Here is a 24,084-nt window from a genome sequence, read left to right on the forward strand (position 1 = left end):
ATGGCTCCGGACTTACCGTTACCCGCCGGTAAGGCACACCGTGGAGGTAGCCGTGCTCAGATCCCGCCTCACGCTCGCCGCCGCCCTGGCCGCCGTATCCGCCGCGGCAACCCTGGCCGCACCCGCCAGTGCAGACACCACCCCCGCACCCGTCACCCCGACCCCCCTGAAGATCACCGTCCGCACCGCGGAGCGGACCTGCACCGTCGACGCCGACCTCTACCGCCCCGCCGGCGTCGACGCCGCGCACCCCGCCCCCGCCGTACTGACCACGAACGGCTTCGGCGGCAGCAAAGCGGACGGCTCCACCGACGCGAGCGCCAAGGCCTTCGCACAGCGTGGCTACGTCGCGCTCGCCTACTCGGGCCTCGGCTTCGGCAAGTCCGGCTGCCTGATCTCGCTCGACGACCCCCGTATCGACGGCAAGGCCGCCTCCGCCCTCGTCGACCTCCTCGCCGGCACCCGCGCCGCCGACGACGGCACGAAGATCGACTACGTCACCGCCGACAAGAAGGGCGACCCCCGCGTCGGCATGATCGGCGGTTCCTACGGCGGCGCCATCCAGCTGGCCACGGCCGCCGTCGACCACCGCGTCGACGCCCTCGTCCCACTGATCACCTGGAACGACCTCGCGTACTCCCTCGACCCGCAGAACGCGCAGGGCCCGGAGGCCGCCGACGTCCCCGGCGCCTTCAAGTGGCAGTGGACCAACGGGTTCTACCTCATGGGCGAAGGGCAGCCGCTGCTCTCGCCGTCCCTCGACCCGTCCCGGATCAACAAGCTCGGCTGTCTGCACTTCGTCGACGACGCCTGCGCCACCATCCGCACGCTCAACTCCGGCCGCTACCCGGCAGCAGAGACCCAGCGGCTCCTCTCCTACGCCCGCAGCGTGTCCCCGGTGTCGTACCTGAAGCAGGTGAAGGCGCCGACGCTGCTCGTGCAGGGGCAGGCCGACTCGCTGTTCAACCTGAACGAGGCCAAGGCGACCTACGACACGCTCGCCGCCCAGGGCACCACCGCCAAGATGATCTGGCAGTCCTGGGGCCACAGCGGCGGCCTCACCGACCCGGCCGCCGGTGAACTCAACCTCTCCGAGGGGAACCTGGAGACCAGCTACGTCGGGCGCCGGGTGCTCTCCTGGTTCGACCGGTATCTGCACAAGAAGGACGGCACCGACACCGGACCCGCGTTCGCCTACTACCGCGACTGGATCACCGACCCGAACGGGACGTACGCGACCGCGCCGAGCGTCCCCGCCCTCAACCGGACGCTGTACCTCTCCGGCGACGGGAAGCTCGTCGACAACCGGAAGAAGGTGGCCCGCGGCAGCCGCGAGTACCGCAACTGGCTCGTCCCGACCAGCCATTCCGAGTCCTCGCTCGCCGGCCTCATCGGCCTGTCCGACCCCGCCCCGTACGACACCAAGGGCACCCACCTCGACTGGACCACCGAACCGCTGACCGCCGCCACGGACGTCGTCGGCGCCCCGAAAGCGACGCTCAAGGTGATCTCGCCGAAGACGGAGCGCGTACAGAACTCCGACGACGCGGCCGACAAGCTGGTGCTCTTCGCGAAGCTGTACGACGTCGCGCCCGACGGCTCGAAGACGCTGGTGCACCGGCTCGTCGCCCCGGTCCGCGTGCCCGACGTCACCCGCCCCTTCACGGTCTCCCTGCCCGGCATCGTGCACCGCTACGAGAAGGGGCACCGGATGCGGTTCGTGATCGCCGCGAGCGACGACGCGTACGGCGGCAACAAGGGGATCAAGCCGGTCACCGTCACCAGCACCCCGGACGACACGGGAACGCTGCAACTGCCCGTCGTGCCGTAGGAGCCCTGGGACCGTCACCCGTACGGGCCCCTGACCTGTGCGTTCGCGCCGCTTCCCCGGCCATTCTTGGCAGGGGAGGCGGCACCGCCCTCCGGGGGAACGACGGAAGGGTCCACCGATGAGCCCCAAGGGCGGCGGTTCGAGCTCCTCGAAAGGCGGCGGCTCCGGCGCGTTCACCCCGGCCAGGATCGGCGTACTCGCCCTGGCCGTCCTCGGCCTGGTCTTCATCTTCGAGAACACCCGGCACGTGAAGATCCGCCTGCTGATCCCCGAGGTGACCGTGCCGCTGTACCTGGCGCTGCTGATCACGGCGGTCATCGGGGCGATCTGTGGCGGCTACTTCGTGTCGCGCAGGCGTAAGTGAGCGGCGTCGGGCGCTCACGGCCGAGACGGTGACGGTGGCTAGGGCGTTTCTGATGGATCTCCGCGGCGTCGCGACGCCCGGCACGCACTCCCCCAAGCTCTTCGAGCAGGGGGGACCCCCTACGGCACGGCCGAAATGCCCAAGTAGCTCCGCTACGAGGACATCCCGACCGCACCGCGATCGCACGCACCGAACGCCGCTCCTTCTCCCGCGGAGATCCATCAGAAGCGCCCTAGGGCCTGTCTTCAAACTCCCGCCTGCCCGGCGACGCCTGGCACGCACGCTCGCTGCGTTGCCGAAAAGCCCGAGTAGCTCCGCTACTAGGACTTCCCGGCGCCTTGCGATCGCACGCACCAGACGCCGCCGCGCCGCCCTCCGGGCGACGACGGGAGTTTGAAGACAGGCCCTAGCGGCGCGACTTCCGGTTGATCTTCATGGTGTCCATGTCGGTCACCGTCGAGCGCAGCTCCCCGTGCCCGTAGCCGCGCTCCTTCAGATACGTCTCCGCCTTCTCCTCGGCGAGCGCCCCCGCCATCTCCTCGCCGTCGTCCGGGTCGGACTCGACGACGTACCGCATGGAGAAGTGCTTGAGCGTGCGGTCGTACGCGAGCGAGCCCTCCGGGCCGAACTTCATGCCGGCGATGCCCTCGTGGTCGGCGACCTCGGCGAGCAGCCGCTCCCGCGCCGCGTCGGTGAGGCCGTCGAAGGTGGCGCGGACGATGACTCGGTACGTGTGGCTCTCGGCCATGGTGGTGCGGTCTCCTCGGGCGTACGTACTGCCTGCCGAAGAGGCCAGCGTACGTCGGGGCGGGCGGGACGCCCACGCAATTTCGCGGCGCCCGCCGCCGGCTCCCGCCCGGCTTTGCGCAATCCTGACCGGAGGACCCCCTGGTCAGCTCCCGCGGGAGCATGTTCGATGGTCATCCGGGGGCGGGCCGCGCCCCTGGCGACGGGAGGCCGACGTGACCGAGATCCGCCGTGCGGTACTGACCCTGCCGGGCGTGCACCTGGGCCCGGACAATCCGCTGCCGCCGCTGCGGCCACTCGACGAGATGCACGAGGTCGACGAGCGCGCCAAGGCCGACATGCCGCTCGACATGGCCCGGCAGGTCGGCTACCGGCCGCTGCGCAGTGTGCTGCCCGAGCGGATACGCGACGGGTACGGGCGCGACCGGGAGCCCCTCGACCTCGACACGATCGTGATCGAGAACGACCGGCTGCGGGTGACCGTACTGCCGGGCCTCGGGGGCCGGATCGCCTCCCTGTTCCACAAGCCGACCGAACGCGAACTCCTTTACCGCAACCCGGTGTTCCAGCCCGCCGACTTCGCGCTCAACGGCGCCTGGTTCTCCGGCGGCATCGAGTGGAACATCGGCGCGACCGGCCACACCGCCCTGTCCTGCGCCCCGCTGCACGCCGCGCGCGTGCCCGCCCCCGACGGCGGGGACATGCTGCGCCTGTGGGAGTGGGAGCGGTTGCGCGACCTGCCGTTCCAGGTGGACCTGTGGCTGCCCGAGGGCTCCGACTTCCTGTACGTCGGGGTACGCGTCCGCAATCCGCACGAGAAGCCCGCGCCCACCTACTGGTGGTCCAACATCGCGGTGCCCGAGGAGCACCGCGTGCTCGCACCGGCCGACGAGGCCTGGTACTTCGCGTACGAGCAGACGCTGAGCCGCGTACCCGTGCCGGAGTACGGGGGAGTCGACCGCACCTACCCGCTCAACAGTGAGTTCCCCGCCGACTATTTCTACGAGGTCGAGGACGGGCGGCGCCGCTGGATAGCCGCGCTCGACGACGCGGGGCACGGGCTCGTGCAGACGTCGACCGACCTGCTGCGCGGCCGGAAGCTGTTCGTGTGGGGCGCGGGGACGGGCGGGCGGCGCTGGCAGCAGTGGCTGACCGAGCCCGGCACGGGTGGCTACTCCGAGATCCAGGCGGGGCTCGCGCGCACGCAGTTGGAGCACGTACGCCTGGAGCCGGAGGGCGAGTTCAGCTGGCTGGAGGCGTACGGGCCGCTGTCGGCGGACGCCGACGCCGTGCATTCGGGCGGGAGTTGGGGCCGCGCCACCGGCGAGGTGGAGCGGCGACTTGAGGATGCGCTGCCGCGCGCCGACGTCGACGCCGCGTACGAGGCGTGGCGGGCCTGCGCCGACACCGAACCGGGGGAGCGGCTCGCGGTCGGCTCCGGGTGGGGCGCGCTCGAAGTGCTGCGCGCGGGCTGGAAGTTGGCGGGTACGCCGTTCGACGAGTCGACGCTCGGCGAGGCGCAGGCGCCGTGGCGCGAGCTGCTCGAATCGGGCGTCTTCCCGGAGCAGCGCCGGGTCGGCCCGCCCGGACCCACCCTCGTCGCCCCGCCCTGGCGGGACATGCTGGAGACGGCGCCCGCCCGGCCGCAGGCCGAGTACCACCTGGGCGTCGCGCAGTGGCACGCGGGTGACCGGGCGCAGGCCGTACGCAGCTGGGAGCGCGGGCTCGAACTGGCGCCCTCGCTGTGGCCGTTCCTGCGCTGCCTCGCCGTGGCCGACGCGGCGGACGGCAACACGGAGCGTGCGGCCGACCGCTACGCCGAGGCCTTCGACGACCTGTGCGCGGAGCGCCGCGACGACGGGGAGCCGTGGCGCGCGACGTGCGCGGCCCTCGGCCGGGAGGCGATCGGGGCGCTGCTCGCGGCGGGGCGGGTGGCGGCCGCCCGCACGGTGTGGGACGGCCTGCACCCGGCCACGCGGGAGCGGGGGCGCTTCCGCTTGATGGAGGCGCAACTCCTGTGTGCGGAAGGCGAGTTGTCCGCGGCCTGCGCCATCTTCGACGAGGGCTTCGAGGTGGCGGATCTGCGGGAGGGCGCGGAGACGCTCGGCGAGGTGTGGGCGAAGGTGGCCGCACCGGGTGATCCGCTGCCACCCCGGTACGAGTTCCGAATGCGACCGGGCCTCTCAAGCCCCGCCGGCGATTGAGGCGCGGGGTCCGGGGCGGAGCCCCGTGGCGTGGGAGTGGGTGAGCACCACGCCACGGGGTGGCTACACCAACTCCCCGTTCCGCGCCACCACGTGACCCCCATGAACGACAACGTCCCGCTGCGGCATGTCCACCACCACCTGCGGCACGCACTCCCCACGCACCAGCACGAAGTCCGCCGGGTCACCCGCCTTGAACTCGACCCGCGGCAACGCCATCACGTCGGCCCCACCATGCGCCCCGGCCGTGTAACACGCGGTCAGCTCATCGTCGAGGCGGACATCGGTGACCCAGCCGAGGATGTGCGCCCGGTGCAGCATGTCCGCGTTGCCGAACGGGCTCCAGGAGTCCCGCACCCCGTCCGAGCCGAGCCCGACCCGCACCCCGTGCTCCTTCAGCTCGGCGATCGGCAGGACCAGCTCCGCGCTCGGCGCGACCGTGGTCAGGGCGATGTCCAGATCGGACAAGTCCTTTGCCATAGCCGTCAGTTCGGCATCGTCCAGAAGCGGCAGGCAGAAGACGTGACTCACCGTCACCTTGCCGCGCAGCGACAGCGCCTTCGTGCGCTCGACGATGCCGCGCAGCACCTTCGTGCCCTTCTCGTCGCGGTCGTGGAGGTGGATGTCGACGCCGACGCCGTAGCGGTCCGCGAGGTCGAAGACCAGGTCGAGCTGCTCGTCCATGGCGTTGTCGAAGCTGACCGGGTCGATGCCGCCGACCATGTCGACGAGCCCGTCCCGCGCCGCGGCCCTCAGCAGCTCCGCGGTGCCCGGCGTGCGCACCACGCCGTGCTGCGGGAACGCCACGATCTGCACGTCGAGCGCGTCCGCGAGCCGGTCCCGCGCCTGCGCGATGCCCTCGACCCCTGCCAGGCCGTAGGCCGGAGCCACGTCGGCGTGCGCCCGCATCGCGCGGGTGCCGCGGGTCACGGCGTGCGACATCAGTCCGTACGCCCGCTCGCCGACCGGGCGCTTCTGCGTACGGAACACCTCGACGTCCTGCTCGCAGTAGTCGGCGATGCCGTCCGCCGGCTTCCGCGAGATCCAGTCGCTGCCCCAGGTCGTCTTGTCGGGGTGGATGTGCGCGTCCACCAGGGACGGCAGGGCGATCCGGCCGCCACCGTCGACGATCCTCGCGTGGGCGGGGGCAGGGCCGCCCGTGAACTTCCCGTCGACCACCGTCAGATCCACGGACTCGCGGGCGCCGAAGGGGCGGACGTCGCGGAAGACCACGGCCTTGGCGGGGCGTCGGGCCTCGGCGGGGCGCGCCTGCGCCTGCGTAGCCGTCGTCGCCCCGAGGGCCGCACCGCCGATCGAGGCCGCACCCGCGAGGACACCGCGCCGGGACAGGGGAGGAGTCATGCCGTTCTCCTTCGTTGAACGTGTACGACCGTTGAACGTGTACGACGGTCAGATCGCGATGCCCGAACGCACCACACCCACCGGCTTCTTGAGCACCGAGACGTCGGCCAGCGGGTCGCCGTCGACCAGCAGCACGTCGCCCGCGCTGCCGCGCGCGAGGCGGCCCACGGTGCCTTCGAGGCCGAGCAGCTTCGCCGCTCCGGTGGTGGCCGTACGGATCGCGTCGAGCGCGCTGAGGCCCGCCGAGCGCATCAGCTCGACCTCGCCGCCGATCGGGTCGACGGTGCCGCCGGAGGAGTCCGTGCCGGCGGCCAGCGGCACACCCATCTCGTGCGCGGCAAGGGCCGCCTTCTTGAGCAGCGGCAGGTAGGTGCGGCCGCGCTCGTCGAGGACCGGGTCGTCGGAGCCGATCATGCCCGCGATCGCGCCGAGGGTCGGGGTGAAGAACGTGCCGCGGCGGCGCATCTCGGCCAGCGTGCGCTCACTGACGAACGCGCCGTGCTCCAGGGAGTGGATGCCCGCGAGCACCGCGTCGTGGCAGCCCTTCTCGCTGTAGCTGTGGCAGAGGACGCCCTTGCCGCCGCGCCCCGCCGCCGTGACGATCTCGGACAGCTGCTCGCGCGAGTAGACCTGCTCCAGCGGGTCCTGCTCGGCAAGCCCCGCGCGCTCGTTGACCCGCGTCTTGATGACGTCGGCGCCGCGCTTGAGGTTCACCTCGACGACGCGGCGCAGCGCCTCGGCGGACCGCACGCCGTCCTTGAGGCGGGCCAGCGGGGTGAGGTCCGGGTCGCCGAGGACGGTGTCGCCGAGGTCGGGCGTGACGAAGATGCCGGCGGCCTTCAGGCGGGGCGCGAGTTCGGGTGCCTGGCGGGCCAACTCCCTTACGGCGATGTCCTGGTAGAAGTTCGTGGAGCCGCTGCGCGCGCTGGTGGCGCCCTTGCGGACCGCGTCGAGGGCCTCGGTCGCGGTGTTGAGGTGGATGTGCGCGTCGACGAGTCCGGGCAGCACCCAGCGGCCGTGCGCGGCGAGGCGCGGCACGTCCTTGGGCACGTCGACGCGGTCACGTGCGCCGGCCGCGCGCACCACGCCGTCGCGGATCACGACGACCGCGTCCTCGGTCACCTCGCCGGTGGCCGGGTCGAGCAGGGTGCCGCCGTCGACGACCAGATCACCGGCGCGGGGCGCGGCGGCCGGGCGGCGGGGTGCGGCGGATGCCGTGGAGGCGCCGGAGCCGAGGGCGGTCGCGGTGCCCGCGAGCACGGCGGACGCGGCGAGGACGCCGCGGCGGGTCAGTCGGCTGGACGGCGGCTCGGCGGGCTCGACGCACATGGGGGCTCCTGGCGGGGGGATACGAGGATGGACTGGCCCGCCTTTTTGTATACCAACCTGGGGCGCCCGACAAGGTCACCCTGCCTATTGCGGATCAATGCCCTTTTTGTATGGGGAGGTTTCGGGGGAGTTCCGAGGGAGGCGGAGAGGTCAATCGCTCTCGGTATACAAAGCCGCGTCACCGAACAACGACCTCAGCGCCACCGCCCGGCTGTCCCTGACGTGCAGCAGCGTGCTCGCCACCGCCAGCTCCTCGTCGCCCGCCGCGATGTGCCGGAAGATGTCCGCGTGCTGCGCCCGCATGTGCGCGGGCTCCTCGCGCAGCCCGAACAGCAGCTGGAGCTGCCAGCTCAGCTGCTCCATCGTGCGGGCGAGCAGCGGATTCCCGGCGAGCGCCACGATCTCCTCGTGGAACTCGGTGTGCGCGGCCACCTCGCGCGTGCCCTCGTCGGCCGCGGCCGCCTTCTCGGCCCGGTCGAGGCAGGCGCGCAGCGCGGCCAGTGAGGGCGGGTCCTGCGCGTTGAGCGTCCGCGCCGCGAGCCGCGAGGCCTGCACGGCGAGTGGCTCCCACACCTCGTACAGATGCCGTACGTCGGCCCGCTCCAGGCGGCGCACCCGCACACCACTGCGCGGCAGCAGTTCCAGCAGGCCCTCCGCGACGAGCGCGCGCAGCGCCTCCCGCACCGGGACCCGCGACATCCGCAGCTCCTCGGCGACCTCCCGCTCCACGAGCCGCGCGCCCATCGGGTAGCGGCGGTCCACGATGCGCTGCCGCACCGCCTCCCGCGCCTGCGCGCTCAGGGGCGCCTTCCCCTGGTGCCCCTCGTCCGACCCCGCTGTGCTGCCCGCCACGTGCACCGTCCTTCGCCCGTCGTGCCCCGGGCGAGGATACGTGCCGCGCCGCCGATCAGGCCTGGGCGGCGGGATCCTCGGGCTGCGCCTGGCGGTCCACGTACTCGAAGACCGAGCCGTCGGGGTGCATCGCGATCAGATTGCGGCCCGCCGGGCTCGGCACCGGGCCCGCGATGACCTTGGCGCCAGAGGCGGTGAGCAGCATGCCGGCCTCCTCGACATCGGCGACCGCGATCGTCGCGGCGACCTTGCGCAGCACGTCGATCTCCGCGGGTGGCCCGCTCATCAGCAGGAAACAGCCGACCGCGGCCACCGAGACCCCGCCGCGCTCGAACCGCAGCGCTGGGCTGCCCGTGAGGTTCTCGTAGAACGCGACCGAGGACTCCAGGTCCTCGACGCAGATGCGCAGCGTGGTTCCCAGGATTTCCATACGGAGGAGCCTAGTAGGAGCGGCCGGGAGCGCGTGATCGTTTCGCGGAAGCGGGCGCGACGGCCGTCGTTACGCGGAGCGGGGCACGGGTACCCGGCGCGCATGGAACGCATGGGCGAACACATCAACGAGCAGCTGACCGACGAGCTGGCCGGACGGGTCACGCACGCCGTCCGCGAGACGCTGCGCGAGGAGTTCACCGCGACCGTGCGGGCGCAGCGACGCCGGGCCGCCCTGTACGCGGGAGCCGGCGCCGCCGCGCTGTACGCCGGGGCGGCACTGGCGCTCGCGCTCGGACTCGTCCTCGCCCTCGGCGTGCCGGACTGGGGCGCGGCCCTGGTGGTCGCCGTGGTGCTCGCCGTCGCGGCGTACGTACTGCGGAGCGCGGCGCGACCCGGCCGGCCCCCGGCACCCACCGCGCCGCCGATGCCCACCGCACCGCCGACGCCTGGAGCGTGAACGTGAGCCGATCCCGAGTCGTCATCGTCGGAGCCGGATTCGCCGGCTACCGGGCCGCCCGCATGCTCACGCGGATGGCCCGCGACGCCGTCGATGTCACCCTGCTCAACCCCACCGACTACTTTCTGTACCTCCCCCTGCTGCCGCAGGTCGCCGCGGGCACGCTCGAACCGCGACGGGTGACCGTGTCGCTGTCGGGGACGCTGCCGCACGCGCGGCTCGTGCTCGGTGAGGCCGACGGCGTGGACTTCGACGACCGGGTCGTCACCTACACCGACCCGGAGGGCGGGCGCGGCACCCTGGAGTACGACCGCCTCGTCCTGGCCGTCGGCAGCGTGAACAAGCTGCTGCCGGTGCCCGGCGTCGCCGAGCACGCGCACGGCTTCCGCGGCATGCCGGAGGCGCTGTACCTGCGCGACCACGTCACCCGGCAGATCGAACTCGCCGCGTCCTCCGACACTCCTCAGGAGTGCCGGGCCCGCTGCACCTTCGTCGTGGTCGGCGCCGGTTACACCGGCACCGAAGTCGCCGCGCAGGGACAGCTGTTGACCGACGCGCTCGTGAAGAAGAAGCCGCTGCGCCACGGTATCCGCCCGCGCTGGATGCTGCTCGACCTCGCGCCGCGCGTCCTTCCGGAACTCGATCAGCACCTCTCCCGGACCGCCGACAGCGTGCTGCGCCGACGCGGCGTCGAGATACGGCCCAAGACCTCCGTGAAGGAGGCCACGAAGGACGGCGTCCTGCTGGACGACGGCGAGTTCGTCCACACCCGTACGCTCGTGTGGTGCGTCGGCGTCCGCCCGGACCCGCTCGTCGCCGAACTCGGGCGGCCCCTGGAGCGCGGGCGGCTGCTCGTCGACCCGTATCTGAACGTGCCGGGACACCCCGACGTGTTCGCGTGCGGTGACGCGGCCGCGGTGCCCGACCTGGAGAAACCGGGTGAGTACACGCCGATGACCGCGCAGCACGCCTGGCGGCAGGGACGCGTCGCGGGCCTGAACGTCGCCGCGTCCCTCGGCAAGGGCGAACGCCGCGACTACCGGCACAAGGACCTCGGCTTCACCGTCGACCTCGGCGGTGTGCAGGCCGCCGCGAACCCGCTGGGCGTCCCGCTGTCCGGACCGCTCGCGGGCGCCGTCACCCGCGGCTATCACCTGGCCGCGATGCCCGGGAACCGGGTGCGGGTCGCCGCCGACTGGCTGCTCGACTCCGTACTGCCGCGCCAGGCCGTCCAGTTGGGCCTCGTACGCTCCGCGTCCGTGCCGCTCGACACGGCCTCGCCGGAGCTGGCCCGCGTACCCGACGACGGTGACGCGGGCCGCGAAAAGAACCAGGGAGGTACCTCGTGACCACGACATACAGTGAAGCCGAACTCCGTGCCCTCGGGCAGCAGTTGAGGGTGGACTCGGTCCGCGCGGCCGACGCCGCGGGCTCCGGGCACCCCACCTCCTCGATGTCCGCCGCCGACCTGTTGGCCGTCCTCTTCGGCCGCCACTTCCGCTACGACTTCGACCGCCCCGCCCATCCCGGCAACGACCGCTTCGTCCTCTCCAAGGGTCACGCGTCGCCGCTCCTCTACGCGGCGTACAAGGCGGCCGGCGCACTCAACGACGCCGAACTTCTCACCTTCCGCAAGCGCGACAGCCGCCTTGAGGGCCATCCGACGCCACGCAGCCTGCCCTGGGTCGAGACGGCCACCGGATCGCTGGGCCAGGGGCTCCCGGTCGCGGCCGGCATCGCCTGGTCCGGCAAGCGGCTCGACCGGGTCGGCTACCAGGTGTACGTCCTGTGCGGCGACAGCGAGATGGCCGAGGGCTCGGTGTGGGAGGCCGCCGAGTACGCCGGGTACGAGCAGCTCGACAACCTCACCGCGATCGTCGACGTCAACCGGCTCGGCCAGCGCGGACCCACCCGGCACGGCCACGACCTCGACGCCTACGCCCGCCGCTTCAAGGCCTTCGACTGGCACACCGTCGTCGTCGACGGGCACGACGTGGCGGACATCGACCGCGCGTACGCGGAAGCCGCGTCGACCGTCGGCCGGCCCACGGCGATCATCGCCCGCACCCTCAAGGGCAAGGGCGTCGCGGCGGCGGAGGACCGCGAGGGCGCGCACGGCAAGCCGCTGCCGGACGCCGCGGAGGCCATCGAGGAACTCGGCGGAGACCGCGGCGTACGCGTGTCGGTGCAGGCGCCGCCCGCCGCGCGCATCCTGCACGCGGTGCGCAGCGGACACCTCGACCTGCCCCGCTTCGACGTCGGCGACGAGGTCGCCACCCGTGACGCCTACGGTCAGGCGCTCGTCGCCCTCGGTTCCGCGCGCGGCGACGTCGTCGCGCTCGACGGCGAGGTCGGCGACTCCACGCGCACCGAGATGTTCGCGAAGGAGCACCCCGAGCGGTACGGCGAGTGCTACATCGCCGAACAGCAACTCGTCGCCACGGCCGTGGGGTTGAGCGCGCGTGGATGGCTGCCGTACGCGGGTACCTTCGCGGCGTTCCTGACCCGGGCCCACGACTTCATCCGGATGGCGTCCATCAGTGGCGCGGACATCAACCTCGTCGGCTCGCACGCGGGCGTCGCGATCGGTCAGGACGGCCCGTCCCAGATGGGCCTGGAGGACCTGGCGATGTTCCGCGCCATCCACGACACCACCGTCCTCTACCCCTGCGACGCCAACCAGACGGCGCAACTCATCGCCCACATGGCCGACTTGACCGGCATCCGCTACCTGCGCACCTCGCGCGGCGCGGCGCCGGTGATCTACCCGCCGCACGAGGACTTCCCGGTCGGCGGCAGCAAGGTGCTGCGCTCCGGCGACAGTGACCGGGTGACGGTCGTCGCGGCGGGCGTCACGGTCCATGAGGCGCTGAAGGCGGCGGACGAGCTCGCGGCGGCCGGTATCCCGGTCCGCGTGATCGACCTGTACTCGGTGAAGCCGGTCGACCGGTCCACCCTGCGGGAGGCTGCGCGGGCGACCGGGTGTCTGCTCACGGTGGAGGACCACCGGGAGCAGGGTGGTATCGGGGACGCGGTGGCCGAGGCCTTCTCCGACGCGGAGCCGGCTCCGCGGTTCGCCCGGTTGGGTGTCCGTACGGTTCCGGGTTCCGCGACGCCTGGTGAGCAACTGGCCGCGGCCGGGATCGATGCGGATGGGATCGTTGCGGCGGTCACCCTCTTGACCGAGCACGCGGTCACGTCATGACCCCCGCGGTTACGCCCCTGGGGCTCCGCCCCAGACCCCGCGCCTCAATCGCCGGCGGGGCTTAATTATCCCCGCGTTGCGCTTCAATCCTGCGGCGGGCTTGATTGTCCCCACCTTGCGCTTCAGTCTTGCGGCGGGCTTGATTGTCCTCACCCTGCGCCTCAATCGTCGGCGGGGCTTAATTGTCCCCGCGTTGCGCTTCAGTCCTGCGGCGGGCTTGATTGTCCTCACCCTGCGCCTCAATCGCCGGCGGGGCTTGATTGTCCTCACCCTGCGGCTCAAATCTGCGGTGAGGCCTGATCTATCAAGCCCCTGCGGCGATTGAGCAGCGGGGTCTGGGGCGGAGCCCCAGGAGCGCAGCCACGGTGCAGCGCGACAAGAAGAGGAGGCCCCGATGGCGGACAGCCGAAACGTAGAAATCCGGCGACCCGACAAGGTGCTCCTGCCGGACCATGTCACCAAGCACGACCTCGCCACCTACTACCGCGCCATCGCCCCATTCGCGCTCCCGCACCTCCGCCACCGCCCCCTGATGCTCGAACGCCACCCCGACGGCCCCGATGGCCCCCGGTTCATGCAGAAGGACACCCCGGACCACTACCCGGACTGGATCCACCGCACAGAGGTGCCGAAAGAGGGCGGCACGGTCACCCACACCATGTGCGACGACACGGCCACCCTGATCTTCCTCGTCGACCAGGCCGCCCTCACCCTGCACCGCTGGCTGTCGCGCGCCGACGACATCGACCACCCCGACCGGCTGGTCTTCGACCTCGACCCGTCAGGGGACGACTTCGAGACCGTGCGCGAGGCGGCCCGCCTGCTGCACGCGCTGCTGGACGACCTGGGCCTGCCCAGCGCCCCGATGACCACCGGCTCCCGCGGCGTCCACATCGTCGTACCCCTCGACAGGAGCCAGGACTTCGACGAGGTACGGGACTTCGCACGGCAGGTCGCCGACGCACTCGCCGGCGAACACCCCGACGCGCTCACCACGGCCCCGCGCAAGAAGGACCGCGGAGACCGCCTCTACCTGGACGTGCTGCGCAACGCCTACGCCCAGACCGCCGTCGCCCCGTACTCGGTACGCGCCAGGCCGGGCGCCCCCGTCGCGGCGCCTCTGACCTGGCGGCAGCTCGGCGCCCCCGCGGTCGGCGCCCAGCACTGGACCATCGCGAACGCGGTCGAGCAGGCACGCACCGACCCGTGGAACGGACTGCTCGGCAAGGGCCGCTCGCTCGGCCCCGCCTGGAGCAAACTCCGCTCCCGGCAAGGAAGTTGAGGTTTGCCCCCGGCGTCTGTGGAGACCCGGTGACCGAGGCTGCCATGACACATACAAAAAAGACGCAAGCGTCGTCGGAGCGTGAGCCCGGCGACGACAAGACCACCGAGGCGGGCGGCACACCGGGCCCGATGGAGGTGCTGCGCGAAGCGCGCGCCCAACTGGCGGAGCTCACCGGTATGGCGGCCGAGACCGTGTCGTCCTTCGAACGCACGCAGGACGGCTGGGAGTTGGAGATCGAGGTCCTTGAAGTGGCCCGGGTCCCCGACACCATGAGCCTGCTGGCGAGCTACCAGGTGAGCCTGGACCCGCAAGGCGTCCTCACGGGCTACCGACGCATCCGCCGCTACGAGCGCGGACGCTCCGAGCCGGCGAACGGACAGGGCGGCCGCTAGCGAGCCGCACCCCGCCTCGAACCGCAAATCGCGCACTACACAGACAGGGAGGACCTGTCCCCATGACCGTTGTCCCCGCACAACAGAGTGGTGGCGGTGGCGGCACCAGCGGCCTGTACGACGTGCTCGAACTCGTACTGGACCGTGGGCTCGTCATCGACGCGTTCGTCCGCGTCTCGCTGGTCGGCATCGAGATCCTGAAGATCGACGTCAGGGTCGTCGTCGCCAGTGTCGACACCTATCTCCGCTTCGCCGAGGCCTGCAACAGGCTCGACCTGGAGACCGGATCCAAGAAGCCGTCCGGGCTGACCGACATGGTCGGCGACAGTATGGAGTCCGGCGCCCGCGGCAAGACCAAGGGCGCGCTCTCGGGCGCCGCGCAGACCGTCTCCGACGCCTTCACCCAGGCCCGCGAGGAGGGCCAGGCGGAGCCGAGGCGATCCGGTTCCGGCAGCCGCAGGTCCGCCCCGAGCCGCCGTAAGGAGGAGCAGGAGTGAGCAGCACGTACATCTACGCCATCGCGAGCTCCGAACACCCCTCCCTGCCCACGGGCATGGGCGGCATCGGAGATCCGGCGCGCGAGCTGCGCGTCGTCAAGGAGGGCTCGCTCGCGGCACTCGTCAGTGAGGCCCCCGAAGGCCTGCGGCCCAAGCGCCGCGATCTGCTCGCCCACCAGAGCGTGCTCGCAGAGGCGGGCGCCGGGGGACCCGTGCTGCCGATGCGGTTCGGTTCCCTCGCCCCCGACGACGAGTCGGTCTCGGCGGTGCTCGCCGAGCGCGCGGACCACTACCAGGAACGGCTGCGGGAGCTCGACGGCAAGGTCGAGTACAACGTCAAGGCGCGGCACGACGAGGAAGCGGTGCTGCACCAGGTGATGGTCGACAACCCCGATGTCCGCGCGCGCACCGAGGCCAACAGGCAGGCGGGCGGCGGCTCTTACGAGGATCGGCTGCGCCTCGGCGAGCTGGTCGTGGCCGCCGTGCAGGCCCGCGAGACCGAGGACGCGATCGAGCTCCAGCACCTGCTCGAACCCGCGGCCTCCGCGGTGTCGACGGGACCCGAGAGCACGGGCTGGCTGGCCAACGTCTCGTTCCTCGTCGACAAGGAGTCGGCCGAGCACTTCCTCGCCGCCGTCGAGGACCTGCGCCGCAGCCACCCGTACATCGACCTCACGGTCAACGGGCCGCTGCCCCCGTACAGCTTCGTCGAGCCGGGCCCTTCGGAGCCCGCGGCCACGGCGGACTGATCCCATGGGCCTGATCTCGGAGCTGCTGTTGCTGCCGCTCGCTCCGGTGCGCGGATCCCTGTGGGCCGTGCAGCAGGTGCTCACCGAAGCAGAGCGGCAGTACTACGACCCGGCGGCCGTACGCGCCGAACTCGCTCGCCTGGAGGAGCAGTTGGTCTCGGGCGAGATCGACGAGGCCACGTTCGACCGCGTCGAGGACGAGCTCCTCGACCGTTTGGAGGGACCTTGAACCGAACAGCGCTCGGCCTCGCGATAGGGGCCGGTTACGTCCTCGGACGTACGAAGAAGATGAAGCTGGCGATCGCCGTCGGCACGATGGTCGCGGGCAAGCGGCTGAACCTGAGCCCGAGTGCGATCGCCGACATGGCGCGCACGCAGTTGGCGAACAACCCGCAGTTCAAGGAGGTCGGCGACCAGCTGCGCGACGATCTGCGCGGTGTGGGCAAGGCGGCGTCGGGCGCGCTCGTCGAGCGCCAGATCGAGGGCCTCGCGGGGCGCCTGCACAGCCGTACGCAGGGTGTCCGCGACCAGATCGAGGGCGTCGTCCCGGACACGGACGACGTACGGGACGCGGGCGAGCGGGTCACCGGAGCCGCGTCGGGCCGAGTCCGTGGCCGTGACCGCGGGACCGACGAAGCGGAGCACGAGGAAGCTGAGCACGAGGAAGAGGGGTACGAGGGAGAGGAGCGCAAGGAAGGGGAGCGCCAGGAAGGGGAGCGCAAGGAAGAGGCCCAGGAGGGCCGCCGCCCCGCCGCGGCCAGGAGCGCGAAGCAGCCGGCCGCCAAGAAGGCGCCCGCGAAGAAGCGCGCGGTGAGGCCGCAGGGGTCCAAGACGACCGCCGCCAAGAAGACCGCCGCGAAGGGAGGCCGGAGCCGTGGCTGACCGTACGAGTGACGGGCTCGGTGGTCTCGCCAAGAGCGAGGCCGCCGACCATCTCAAGGCGGAACTGCAGGAGTACCTCGCCGCCCAGGCCCAGCGACTGCTCATCGGCGCGGGCCGCAGGCTCGGCGAGACCACCGTGAAGCTGAACGACATCGCCGACGGCAACAGCCCCGGCTTCGCCAAGCTGGCGCTCGACGGCGGCCGCAAGCTCGCCGAGGGCAAGGGCCCGGTGCGCAGCGCGGTGGAGCTCGGCGCGAGTCACCTCAAGGACAATGTCGTCGGCGCGTTCAAGAACCTCGCCGGCGGCAAGGGGAAGGGCAAGCGCAAGGGCGGCGCGGGCAAGAAGCCCACCGTCATCATCGAGTTCATCGACGTCGGCGTCGACCTGCGCACCGCGTACGACCAGTGGACGCAGTACCAGGACTTCAGCACCTTCGCGAAGGGCGTCAAGAACGCGAACCGCGCCGACGACGTCACCTCCGACTGGCAGCTCAAGGTCTTCTGGTCCAACCGGAGTTGGAAGGCGCACACCACCGACCAGCATCCGGACGACCGGATCGCCTGGACCTCGGAGGGCGCCAAGGGCACCACGAAGGGCGTCGTCTCCTTCCACCCGATGGCCGACCGGCTCACCCGGGTGCTGCTCCTCATCGAGTACTACCCGAAGGGTCTGTTCGAGAAGACCGGCAACATCTGGCGCGCCCAGGGCCGCAGGGCCCGCCTCGACCTCAAGCACTTCGCGCGGTACGTGACACTGCGCGGCGAGGCGCCCGAGGGATGGCGCGGCGAGATCGAGGAGGGCGAGGTCGTGCTCTCGCACGAGGACGCGCTCGCCGAGGAGGAGCAGGAGCAGGAGCTGGACAAGCCCTCCGACGCGTACGACTCCGACGAGCCCGAGGAGTACGACGAGGCCGACGAGAGCGACGAGGAACCGGACGAAGGCGAGCCCGAGGCCGAGGCCGAGGCCGACGACGCCGACGACGAGGAGTACGAGGAGTACGAGGAAGAGGGCGAAGAGCCCCCGCGGGAGCGGGAGCACGCCGAGAGTGGGGCCCGCCGATGACGACGGCGAGCCGTCTGCCCGAGCCCCGGGGTGACGGCGGGGCCAACCTCGCCGACATCCTGGAGCGCGTCCTCGACAAGGGCATCGTCATCGCGGGCGACATCCGGATCAACCTGCTCGACATCGAACTGCTCACCATCAAACTGCGCCTGATCGTCGCCTCGGTCGACAAGGCCAAGGAGATGGGCATCGACTGGTGGGAGGACGACCCGGCCCTCTCCTCCGGCGCCCGCCGCAAGGAACTCGCGAGGGAGAACGCCGAGTTGAAGGAGCGCCTCGCCACCCTCGGCGAACTCACCGAGGGCCGGACGGAAGAACGGGCCGAAGAATGGAACGAAGACCGGAGGGGGTCCGCTTGACCACCGACGAACCGCGCGAGCTGCGCTATGTGTACGCCGTGTGCCACCCGCTCGGCGCCCCGCTCCAGGCCGAACTCACCGGCGTGGCGGGCGGCCCGCCCCGGCAGCTGGAGCACCAGGGCCTCGTCGCGGTCGTCGGCTCCGTGCCCGAGCGGGACTTCTCCGAGGCGGCGCTCCGTGCCCACCTGGAGGACCTGGACTGGCTCACCGAGACGGCCCGCGCCCACCAGAACGTGATCGCGGCGCTCACCACGGTCACCAGCCCGCTCCCGCTGCGCCTCGCCACGGTCTTCCGCGACGACAGCGCCGTACGGCTCATGATGGAGCAGGAGGAGCGGCGCTTCCGTACCGGCCTCGACCGCCTCGCGGGGCGCGTGGAGTGGGGCGTGAAGGTGTACGTCGAGGAGCCCGAGGCCCCGGCGCGGGCCTCCGCGCCGGCCGTCGCGGCCTCGTCAGGCCGTGACTACCTGCGCCGCCGCCGCGCCGAGCGCACCGCGCGCGACGACAGCTGGCGGCGCGCCGAGGGCTTCGCGCAGGAGCTGCACGACGAGCTGTCCCGGCACGCCGCGCACACCCGCGTCCACCCGCCGCAGAACCCGGAACTCTCGCGCGCCAGCGGCATGAACGTGCTCAACGCGGCGTATCTCGTGGAGCGTTCGGGCGCGGAGGAGTTCGTGGAGCGCGTCGACGCGACGAAGGACCGCGAGCCGGATCTGCGGGTCGAGCTGACCGGGCCGTGGGCGGGCTACTCGTTCACGTCGGAAGAGGATTCGGGAGAGGGTTCGGGAGAGGAGGGAGACACGTGACGGTCGTCGAACGGCGTGAGATCGCCCTGGTCGACCTCCTCGACCGGCTGCTCGCGGGCGGCGTCGTCCTCGCGGGGGACATCACCCTGCGGATCGCCGATGTCGACCTGGTACGCATCGACCTCAACGCCCTGATCAGCTCGGTGAACGAGCAAGTCCCCTCGCCCTGGCCAGAGGTGATGGACCGTGAGTGAACGCCGCCGCATCGAACTCGAACCCGACACGGTCGAACGCGACCTGATGAAGCTCGTCCTCACCCTCGTCGAGCTGCTGCGCCAGCTCATGGAGCGGCAGGCGGTCCGCCGCTTCGACATCGGTGATCTGTCGGAGGACGAGGAGGAGCGGGTCGGTCTCACCCTGATGCTCCTGGAGGATCGCATGGAGCAGCTGCGCGAGCGTTACGGGCTGCGGCCCGAGGACCTGAACATCGACCTCGGACCGCTGGGCCCGCTGCTGCCCCGTGGCTGAACCGCCGTGCGGTCAGCGGGGCTTGCGGCCGAGGAGCTCCCCGTGCATGACGCCGAACCACGCGTCCTCGTGCGTGCCCCACTCCCGCCACGCCCGTGACACGGCGGTCAGTTGCTCGGGCGTGGCGTGCCCGCCGCCCGTCGCCCGCTCGGCGTACGCGGAGGCCAGCGTGCGGTCCGCCCACAGCCCGCTCCACCAGGCGATCTCCTCGGGCGTCGAGTAGCACCACGTACCGGCGGAGCACGTGATGTCCTCCTGTGCGAAACCGGCCTTCAGGGCCCATGACTTCAGGAAGCGCCCGGCGTCCGGCTCACCGCCGTTGTCGCGGGTGACCCGCTCGTACAGGTCCAGCCAGTCGTCCATGGCGGGCAGCCGCGGGAACCAGGAGAACGCCGCGTAGTCGGACTCCCGTACGGCGATGATCCCGCCGGGCTTCGTCACGCGGCGCATCTCGCGCAGTGCCTGCACCGGGTCGCCCACGTGCTGGAGCACCTGGTGCGCGTGCACGACGCAGAACGTGTCGTCCGGCCAGTCGAGCGCGTGCACGTCCGCCGTCGTGAAGTCGACGTTGGTCAGGCCGCGTTCGGCGGCCGTGGCGCGCGCCTGGTCCAGGATGCCCTCGGCGTGGTCGGCGCCGGTGACATGCCCGTCGGGGACCAGTGCGGCCAGGTCGGCGGTGATGGTGCCGGGGCCGCAGCCGATGTCCAGGACCTTCATGTGCGGCTTGAGTGAATCGAGCAGGTAGGCCGCCGAGTTGGCGGCGGTGCGCCAGGTGTGCGAGCGGAGCACGGACTCGTGGTGGCCGTGGGTGTATACGGCGGTCTCCTGCGGCATGACTCGATCCCTTCGCGTACGGCGGACCGCCGGGGGCACCCGCCCCCGACGGTCCGATCACCGTACGCCCGCCAGCCGCATTCTGAGATACCCATCTTGGATGGTGGACAGTAGGGGTCGGGTCAGAGCAGCGAGTGCGGCCGGTACACGCGCAGCCCCTCGTGCTCCTTGTCCACCCACAACTCCCCGCCGCACTCGGTGACTTCGCCGTCGAAGGCGAGCGGGGTGCCCGGCGCCACACCGTCCACCCGCAGCCGCGTCAGACGGGTCGCCGCGTGGAACGGCGAGCGGGACAGCGGCCCCGAGAGAGCCGCCGCGAGCAGCCGCACGCCGGGCAGCCGGCCGCCGTCCACCGTGCGCACGTCGAGCAGCCCGTCGGCCAGGTTCGCGCGCCGGCCCGCGGTCAGACCCATCCGCCGGTACGTGCAGTTCCCGGCGAACAGCAGCCACAACGGCCGCCGCCTGCCCTGCAGTTCGACGCTCAGCGGATGGTCGCGGCGCAGCACGTACAGCGCCGCCACGACATCCGCGAGCCGCCCGCCGACCCGCCCCGACCAGCGCTGCCGCTCCCGCACAAGCTCCGGATAGGCACCCAGGCTGAGGGTGTTGAGGAAGATCCCGGAGCCGCACTCGGACGAGAAGCGGCCCACGTCCACGGCGACGGCGTGACCGCCCTCGACGGCGCTCACCAGATCGCCGGTGTCCTCGATGCCCAGGTCGTACGCGAAGTGGTTGAGGGTGCCGCCGGGCAGCACCGCGAGCGGCAGGTTGTGGCGGAGCGCCACGCGCGCGGCCGTGTTCACGGAGCCGTCGCCGCCCGAGATGCCGAGCGCGCGGGCGCGCGGCGCCGCCTTGTCCAGCTGTTGCTCGAGTTCGTCGCCTGCGCACTCGATGTACTCGGCGTGGGGCAGCGCGTCCCGCAGGGCCCGCGCCCGCTCCGGGGTGCCCGCGCCGTTGTTCACGACCATCACCAGGCCCTCGCCGCCCGGCAGCGCCGGCACGTCGTCCACCAGGGGCCGGCCAGGCGCCGGCATCTGGTCGCGGGTCGGCACCAGGCCGCGCACCGCGAAGGCCGCGCCCGCGCCGAGGGCCGCGCCCGCGATGACATCGGCGGGGAAGTGGGCGCCGGTGTAGACGCGGGAGGCCGCCACCGAGAACGCCACGGGGGCGACGAGCGCGCCGAGGCCACGGGACTCCAGGGCCACGCCCGTAGCGAAGGCCGCGGCCGAGGCCGCGTGCCCGGACGGGAAGGACGTCGTGAACGGCTGCCGCTTCAGCCGGCGCACCAGCGGCACCGGGTCGAGCGCGGGCCGCGCCCGGCGCACCGAGCGCTTCCCGAGGGTGTTGATGGTGGCCGAGGCGAGCGCGAGGGACGCCACTCCGCGCACGGCGGCCCGGCGGGCGCGCGGCGATCCGGACACGGCGAGCGCCCCGCCCACCGCGAACCACAGCACACCGTGGTTCGCGGACCGGCTCAGGCGCGGCAGGACCCGCTCGGCGCCCGGCCAGCGCGCTCCCGCGGCGTACTCGAAGACACGCACGTCGAGCGCGGCGAGCCGGTCGCGCAGCGTAGGGGGCACGGGCGGCGTCGTATCAAGGAACGAACGCGTGGAGAACTGCTTCATCGAATTCAGCGACTTCAGGGGCGACATGGATGACTGGTACCCCGGTCAGGGGTCCGCATCCGAAGCCCGCGGACCAATTCGTTTGCCCGTCACCCGCACGGGCGTCCAGAATGCGGGATCATGGGACATCTGGAAGCGGCACATCTTGAGTACTACCTCCCCGACGGGAGGGCGCTGCTCGGCGATGTCTCGTTCCGGGTCGGCGAGGGCGCGGTCGTCGCGCTCGTCGGGCCGAACGGAGCGGGAAAGACGACTCTCCTGCGGCTGATCTCCGGCGAGCTGCGGCCGCACGGCGGCTCGGTCACCGTCGGCGGCGGCCTCGGTGTGATGCGCCAGTTCGTCGGGTCGGTCCGCGACGGGACGACCGTCCGTGACCTCCTCGTATCGGTGTCCTCTCCGCGCATCAGGGAGGCGGCGAAGGCGGTCGACGAGGCCGAGCACCTGATCATGACCGTCGACGACGAGGCCGCGCAGATGACGTACGCGCAGGCCCTCTCCGACTGGGCCGAGGCGCAGGGCTACGAGGCGGAGACCCTCTGGGACATGTGCACGACGGCGGCGCTGGGCGTGCCGTACGACAAGGTCCAGTTCCGCGAGGCGAGCACCCTCTCCGGCGGCGAGCAGAAGCGCCTCGTCCTGGAAGCGCTGCTGCGCGGCAATGACGAGGTCCTCCTCCTCGACGAGCCGGACAACTACCTGGACGTCCCCGGCAAGCGCTGGCTGGAGGAGAAGCTCCGCGAGACCCGCAAGACCATCCTGTTCGTCTCCCACGACCGGGAGCTGCTCGCCCGCTCCGCGGAGAAGATCGTCAGCGTCGAGCCGAGCCCCGGCGGGGCCGACGCGTGGGTGCACGGCGCGGGCTTCTCCACGTACCACGAGGCGCGCCGCGAGCGTTTCGCGCGCTTCGAGGAGCTGCGCCGCCGCTGGGACGAGAAGCACGCGCAGCTGAAGAAGCTGGTGCTCAACCTGCGGCAGGCGGCCTCCGTCAGCCACGAAATGGCCTCCCGGTACGCGGCGGCGCAGACGCGTCTGCGCAAGTTCGAGGAGGCGGGCCCGCCGCCGGAGCCGCCGCGCGAGCAGGACATCACGATGCGCCTGAAGGGCGGCCGCACCGGCATCCGTGCGGTGACCGTCGAGGGCCTGGAACTGACCGGCCTCATGCAGCCCTTCTCGCTGGAGGTCTTCTACGGCGAGCGGGTCGCGGTCCTCGGCTCGAACGGCTCGGGGAAGTCGCACTTCCTGCGCCTCCTCGCGGGCGACGACTCCGTGGGGCACACGGGCGCGTGGAAGCTCGGCGCGCGCGTCGTGCCGGGGCACTTCGCCCAGACCCACGCCCACCCCGAGCTCCAGGGCAGGCCGCTCCTCGACATCCTGTGGCGCGATCACGCGAAGGACAAGGGAGCGGCGATGTCGCTGCTGCGCCGCTACGAGCTGACCGGTCAGGCGGAGCAGAAGTTCGAGCGTCTGTCGGGTGGCCAGCAGGCCCGCTTCCAGATCCTGCTGCTCGAACTGGAGGGCGCGACCGCGCTGCTCCTTGACGAGCCCACGGACAACCTCGACCTGGAGTCGGCGGAAGCGCTTCAGGAGGGCCTGGAGTCCTTCGACGGCACGGTCCTCGCGGTCACGCACGACCGGTGGTTCGCCCGGGCCTTCGACCGCTACCTGGTGTTCGGCTCGGACGGTCGCGTCCGCGAGACGTCCGAGCCGGTCTGGGACGAGCGGCGAGTGGAGCGCGCGAGGTAGCGCTCCCGGGGCGGAGCCCCGAGGCCGCAACCTACGTGCCGCTGACCTGCTTCAGCAGCGCCGCGTCGAAGGCCTTGAGGTCGTCCGGGCGGCGGCTGGTCACCAGTACGTTCGGGCCGGCCGTGCAGACCTTCACCTGCTCGTCGACCCAGGTGCCGCCCGCGTTGCGGATGTCGGTGGCCAGGCTCGGGTACGAGGTCAGCGTGCGGTCGCGCACCACGTCGGCCTCGACCAGCGTCCACGCCGCGTGGCAGATCGCCGCGACGGGCAGACCCCGGTCGAAGAAGTCCCGTACGAACGCGACCGCTTCGGGGTCCGTGCGCAGCTGGTCCGGGTTGGCCACGCCGCCCGGCAGCACCAGCGCGTCGAAGCCGTCCGCCGACGACCCGAGGGACGCCACCGTCTTGTCGACCGGAAACTTGTCCGCCTTGTCGAGGTGGTCGAAGGCCTGGATCTCACCCTGCTTGGTCGATACGAGCACGGGTTCGCCACCCGCGTCCCGTACCGCCTGCCAGGGGTCCGTCAGCTCAACCTGCTCGGTCCCCTCCGGCGCCACCAGGAACGCGATCCGCATGGTCGGTCAACTCCCTTGCTGAAT

Annotated in this window: 26 protein-coding genes; 18 read left to right on the forward strand and 8 right to left on the reverse strand. The window is 71.8% G+C overall.

Annotated elements, in window-relative coordinates:
• The first annotated feature begins 52 nt into the window (after window positions 1-52).
• Both ACFYWS_RS15680 and ACFYWS_RS15685 read left to right on the forward strand, forming a co-directional pair.
• Window positions 53-1,831: a CocE/NonD family hydrolase gene (locus ACFYWS_RS15680; RefSeq protein ID WP_389275481.1), complete on the forward strand. Its 1,779-nt coding sequence runs from the start codon at window positions 53-55 to the stop codon at window positions 1,829-1,831.
• 118 nt (window positions 1,832-1,949) lie between these two features.
• Complete coding sequence (locus ACFYWS_RS15685; RefSeq protein ID WP_389275483.1) at window positions 1,950-2,195, forward strand: lipopolysaccharide assembly protein LapA domain-containing protein; 246 nt, start codon at window positions 1,950-1,952, stop codon at window positions 2,193-2,195.
• 406 nt (window positions 2,196-2,601) lie between these two features.
• Here the strand turns inward: ACFYWS_RS15685 and ACFYWS_RS15690 are convergent, their stop codons facing one another.
• On the reverse strand, window positions 2,602-2,943 hold the full coding sequence (locus ACFYWS_RS15690) for a DUF6204 family protein (RefSeq protein ID WP_389275486.1): 342 nt from the start codon (window positions 2,941-2,943) through the stop codon (window positions 2,602-2,604).
• Between the two features lie 214 nt (window positions 2,944-3,157).
• Here ACFYWS_RS15690 and ACFYWS_RS15695 point away from each other — a divergent pair, with 214 nt between their 5' ends.
• Window positions 3,158-5,146 carry a DUF5107 domain-containing protein gene (locus tag ACFYWS_RS15695; RefSeq protein WP_389275489.1) on the forward strand — a complete coding sequence of 663 codons (1,989 nt, stop codon included), beginning with the start codon at window positions 3,158-3,160 and terminating at the stop codon, window positions 5,144-5,146.
• A 63-nt stretch (window positions 5,147-5,209) separates the two neighbouring features.
• Here the strand turns inward: ACFYWS_RS15695 and ACFYWS_RS15700 are convergent, their stop codons facing one another.
• From ACFYWS_RS15700 to ACFYWS_RS15715, 4 genes are all read right to left on the reverse strand, one after another.
• Window positions 5,210-6,508: an amidohydrolase gene (locus tag ACFYWS_RS15700; protein ID WP_389275492.1), complete on the reverse strand. Its 1,299-nt coding sequence runs from the start codon at window positions 6,506-6,508 to the stop codon at window positions 5,210-5,212.
• Between the two features lie 48 nt (window positions 6,509-6,556).
• The gene (locus tag ACFYWS_RS15705; protein WP_389275495.1) at window positions 6,557-7,837 is read right to left on the reverse strand and encodes an amidohydrolase family protein; all 1,281 of its coding nucleotides are present in this window, start codon (window positions 7,835-7,837) and stop codon (window positions 6,557-6,559) included.
• A 150-nt stretch (window positions 7,838-7,987) separates the two neighbouring features.
• Window positions 7,988-8,689: a GntR family transcriptional regulator gene (locus tag ACFYWS_RS15710; RefSeq protein ID WP_389275498.1), complete on the reverse strand. Its 702-nt coding sequence runs from the start codon at window positions 8,687-8,689 to the stop codon at window positions 7,988-7,990.
• A gap of 55 nt (window positions 8,690-8,744) precedes the next feature.
• Window positions 8,745-9,119: a VOC family protein gene (locus ACFYWS_RS15715; RefSeq protein WP_389275500.1), complete on the reverse strand. Its 375-nt coding sequence runs from the start codon at window positions 9,117-9,119 to the stop codon at window positions 8,745-8,747.
• Between the two features lie 102 nt (window positions 9,120-9,221).
• On the opposite strand from ACFYWS_RS15715, the gene ACFYWS_RS15720 reads away from it, so the two are divergent.
• From ACFYWS_RS15720 to ACFYWS_RS15785, 14 genes are all read left to right on the forward strand, one after another.
• A complete protein-coding gene (locus ACFYWS_RS15720) occupies window positions 9,222-9,578 on the forward strand; it encodes a phage holin family protein (RefSeq protein ID WP_389275503.1) in 357 nt (118 codons plus the stop codon).
• Window positions 9,579-9,580: 2 nt separating this feature from the next.
• Window positions 9,581-10,927, forward strand: a complete 1,347-nt coding sequence (locus ACFYWS_RS15725; protein WP_389275505.1) for an NAD(P)/FAD-dependent oxidoreductase — start codon at window positions 9,581-9,583, stop codon at window positions 10,925-10,927.
• Complete coding sequence (locus tag ACFYWS_RS15730) at window positions 10,924-12,783, forward strand: transketolase (RefSeq protein WP_389275508.1); 1,860 nt, start codon at window positions 10,924-10,926, stop codon at window positions 12,781-12,783. Before ACFYWS_RS15725 ends, ACFYWS_RS15730 begins: the two co-directional genes overlap by 4 nt.
• A gap of 394 nt (window positions 12,784-13,177) precedes the next feature.
• On the forward strand, window positions 13,178-14,065 hold the full coding sequence (gene ligD, locus ACFYWS_RS15735; RefSeq protein ID WP_389275511.1) for a non-homologous end-joining DNA ligase: 888 nt from the start codon (window positions 13,178-13,180) through the stop codon (window positions 14,063-14,065).
• Window positions 14,066-14,109: 44 nt separating this feature from the next.
• Complete coding sequence (locus ACFYWS_RS15740; RefSeq protein ID WP_389275514.1) at window positions 14,110-14,460, forward strand: gas vesicle protein; 351 nt, start codon at window positions 14,110-14,112, stop codon at window positions 14,458-14,460.
• Window positions 14,461-14,522: 62 nt separating this feature from the next.
• Entirely contained in the window at window positions 14,523-14,957 is a 435-nt protein-coding gene (locus ACFYWS_RS15745) for a gas vesicle structural protein GvpA (protein WP_389275517.1), read from the forward strand.
• The gene (locus ACFYWS_RS15750; protein WP_389275520.1) at window positions 14,954-15,706 is read left to right on the forward strand and encodes a GvpL/GvpF family gas vesicle protein; all 753 of its coding nucleotides are present in this window, start codon (window positions 14,954-14,956) and stop codon (window positions 15,704-15,706) included. The genes ACFYWS_RS15745 and ACFYWS_RS15750 overlap by 4 nt, the downstream gene beginning before the upstream one ends.
• Before the next feature lie 4 nt (window positions 15,707-15,710).
• Complete coding sequence (locus tag ACFYWS_RS15755) at window positions 15,711-15,935, forward strand: gas vesicle protein GvpG (protein ID WP_389275524.1); 225 nt, start codon at window positions 15,711-15,713, stop codon at window positions 15,933-15,935.
• Window positions 15,932-16,588 (forward strand): DNA primase, encoded by a 657-nt coding sequence (locus ACFYWS_RS15760; protein ID WP_389275527.1) that lies wholly within the window; start codon window positions 15,932-15,934, stop codon window positions 16,586-16,588. Before ACFYWS_RS15755 ends, ACFYWS_RS15760 begins: the two co-directional genes overlap by 4 nt.
• Window positions 16,581-17,651 carry an SRPBCC family protein gene (locus ACFYWS_RS15765; protein ID WP_389275530.1) on the forward strand — a complete coding sequence of 357 codons (1,071 nt, stop codon included), beginning with the start codon at window positions 16,581-16,583 and terminating at the stop codon, window positions 17,649-17,651. The genes ACFYWS_RS15760 and ACFYWS_RS15765 overlap by 8 nt, the downstream gene beginning before the upstream one ends.
• Window positions 17,648-18,010 (forward strand): gas vesicle protein GvpJ, encoded by a 363-nt coding sequence (gvpJ, locus tag ACFYWS_RS15770; protein WP_389275533.1) that lies wholly within the window; start codon window positions 17,648-17,650, stop codon window positions 18,008-18,010. Before ACFYWS_RS15765 ends, gvpJ begins: the two co-directional genes overlap by 4 nt.
• Complete coding sequence (locus ACFYWS_RS15775; protein WP_389275536.1) at window positions 18,007-18,816, forward strand: GvpL/GvpF family gas vesicle protein; 810 nt, start codon at window positions 18,007-18,009, stop codon at window positions 18,814-18,816. The genes gvpJ and ACFYWS_RS15775 overlap by 4 nt, the downstream gene beginning before the upstream one ends.
• Complete coding sequence (locus ACFYWS_RS15780) at window positions 18,813-19,010, forward strand: gas vesicle protein (RefSeq protein ID WP_389275539.1); 198 nt, start codon at window positions 18,813-18,815, stop codon at window positions 19,008-19,010. The genes ACFYWS_RS15775 and ACFYWS_RS15780 overlap by 4 nt, the downstream gene beginning before the upstream one ends.
• Window positions 19,003-19,284 (forward strand): gas vesicle protein K, encoded by a 282-nt coding sequence (locus ACFYWS_RS15785; RefSeq protein WP_389275542.1) that lies wholly within the window; start codon window positions 19,003-19,005, stop codon window positions 19,282-19,284. The genes ACFYWS_RS15780 and ACFYWS_RS15785 overlap by 8 nt, the downstream gene beginning before the upstream one ends.
• Before the next feature lie 12 nt (window positions 19,285-19,296).
• On the opposite strand, the gene ACFYWS_RS15790 is transcribed toward ACFYWS_RS15785, so the two are convergent.
• Window positions 19,297-20,118, reverse strand: coding sequence for a class I SAM-dependent methyltransferase (locus ACFYWS_RS15790; RefSeq protein ID WP_389275545.1), 822 nt, complete (start codon window positions 20,116-20,118; stop codon window positions 19,297-19,299).
• Between the two features lie 122 nt (window positions 20,119-20,240).
• Window positions 20,241-21,743: a bifunctional phosphatase PAP2/diacylglycerol kinase family protein gene (locus ACFYWS_RS15795; protein WP_389275725.1), complete on the reverse strand. Its 1,503-nt coding sequence runs from the start codon at window positions 21,741-21,743 to the stop codon at window positions 20,241-20,243.
• 120 nt (window positions 21,744-21,863) lie between these two features.
• Here ACFYWS_RS15795 and ACFYWS_RS15800 point away from each other — a divergent pair, with 120 nt between their 5' ends.
• The gene (locus tag ACFYWS_RS15800) at window positions 21,864-23,486 is read left to right on the forward strand and encodes an ABC-F family ATP-binding cassette domain-containing protein (RefSeq protein WP_389275548.1); all 1,623 of its coding nucleotides are present in this window, start codon (window positions 21,864-21,866) and stop codon (window positions 23,484-23,486) included.
• 31 nt (window positions 23,487-23,517) lie between these two features.
• Here the strand turns inward: ACFYWS_RS15800 and ACFYWS_RS15805 are convergent, their stop codons facing one another.
• Complete coding sequence (locus ACFYWS_RS15805; protein WP_389275551.1) at window positions 23,518-24,060, reverse strand: type 1 glutamine amidotransferase domain-containing protein; 543 nt, start codon at window positions 24,058-24,060, stop codon at window positions 23,518-23,520.
• Between the last annotated feature and the right edge of the window lie 24 nt (window positions 24,061-24,084).

The sequence above is a fragment of the Streptomyces sp. NPDC002795 genome, assembly GCF_042888725.1.
Lineage (GTDB): Bacteria > Actinomycetota > Actinomycetes > Streptomycetales > Streptomycetaceae > Streptomyces.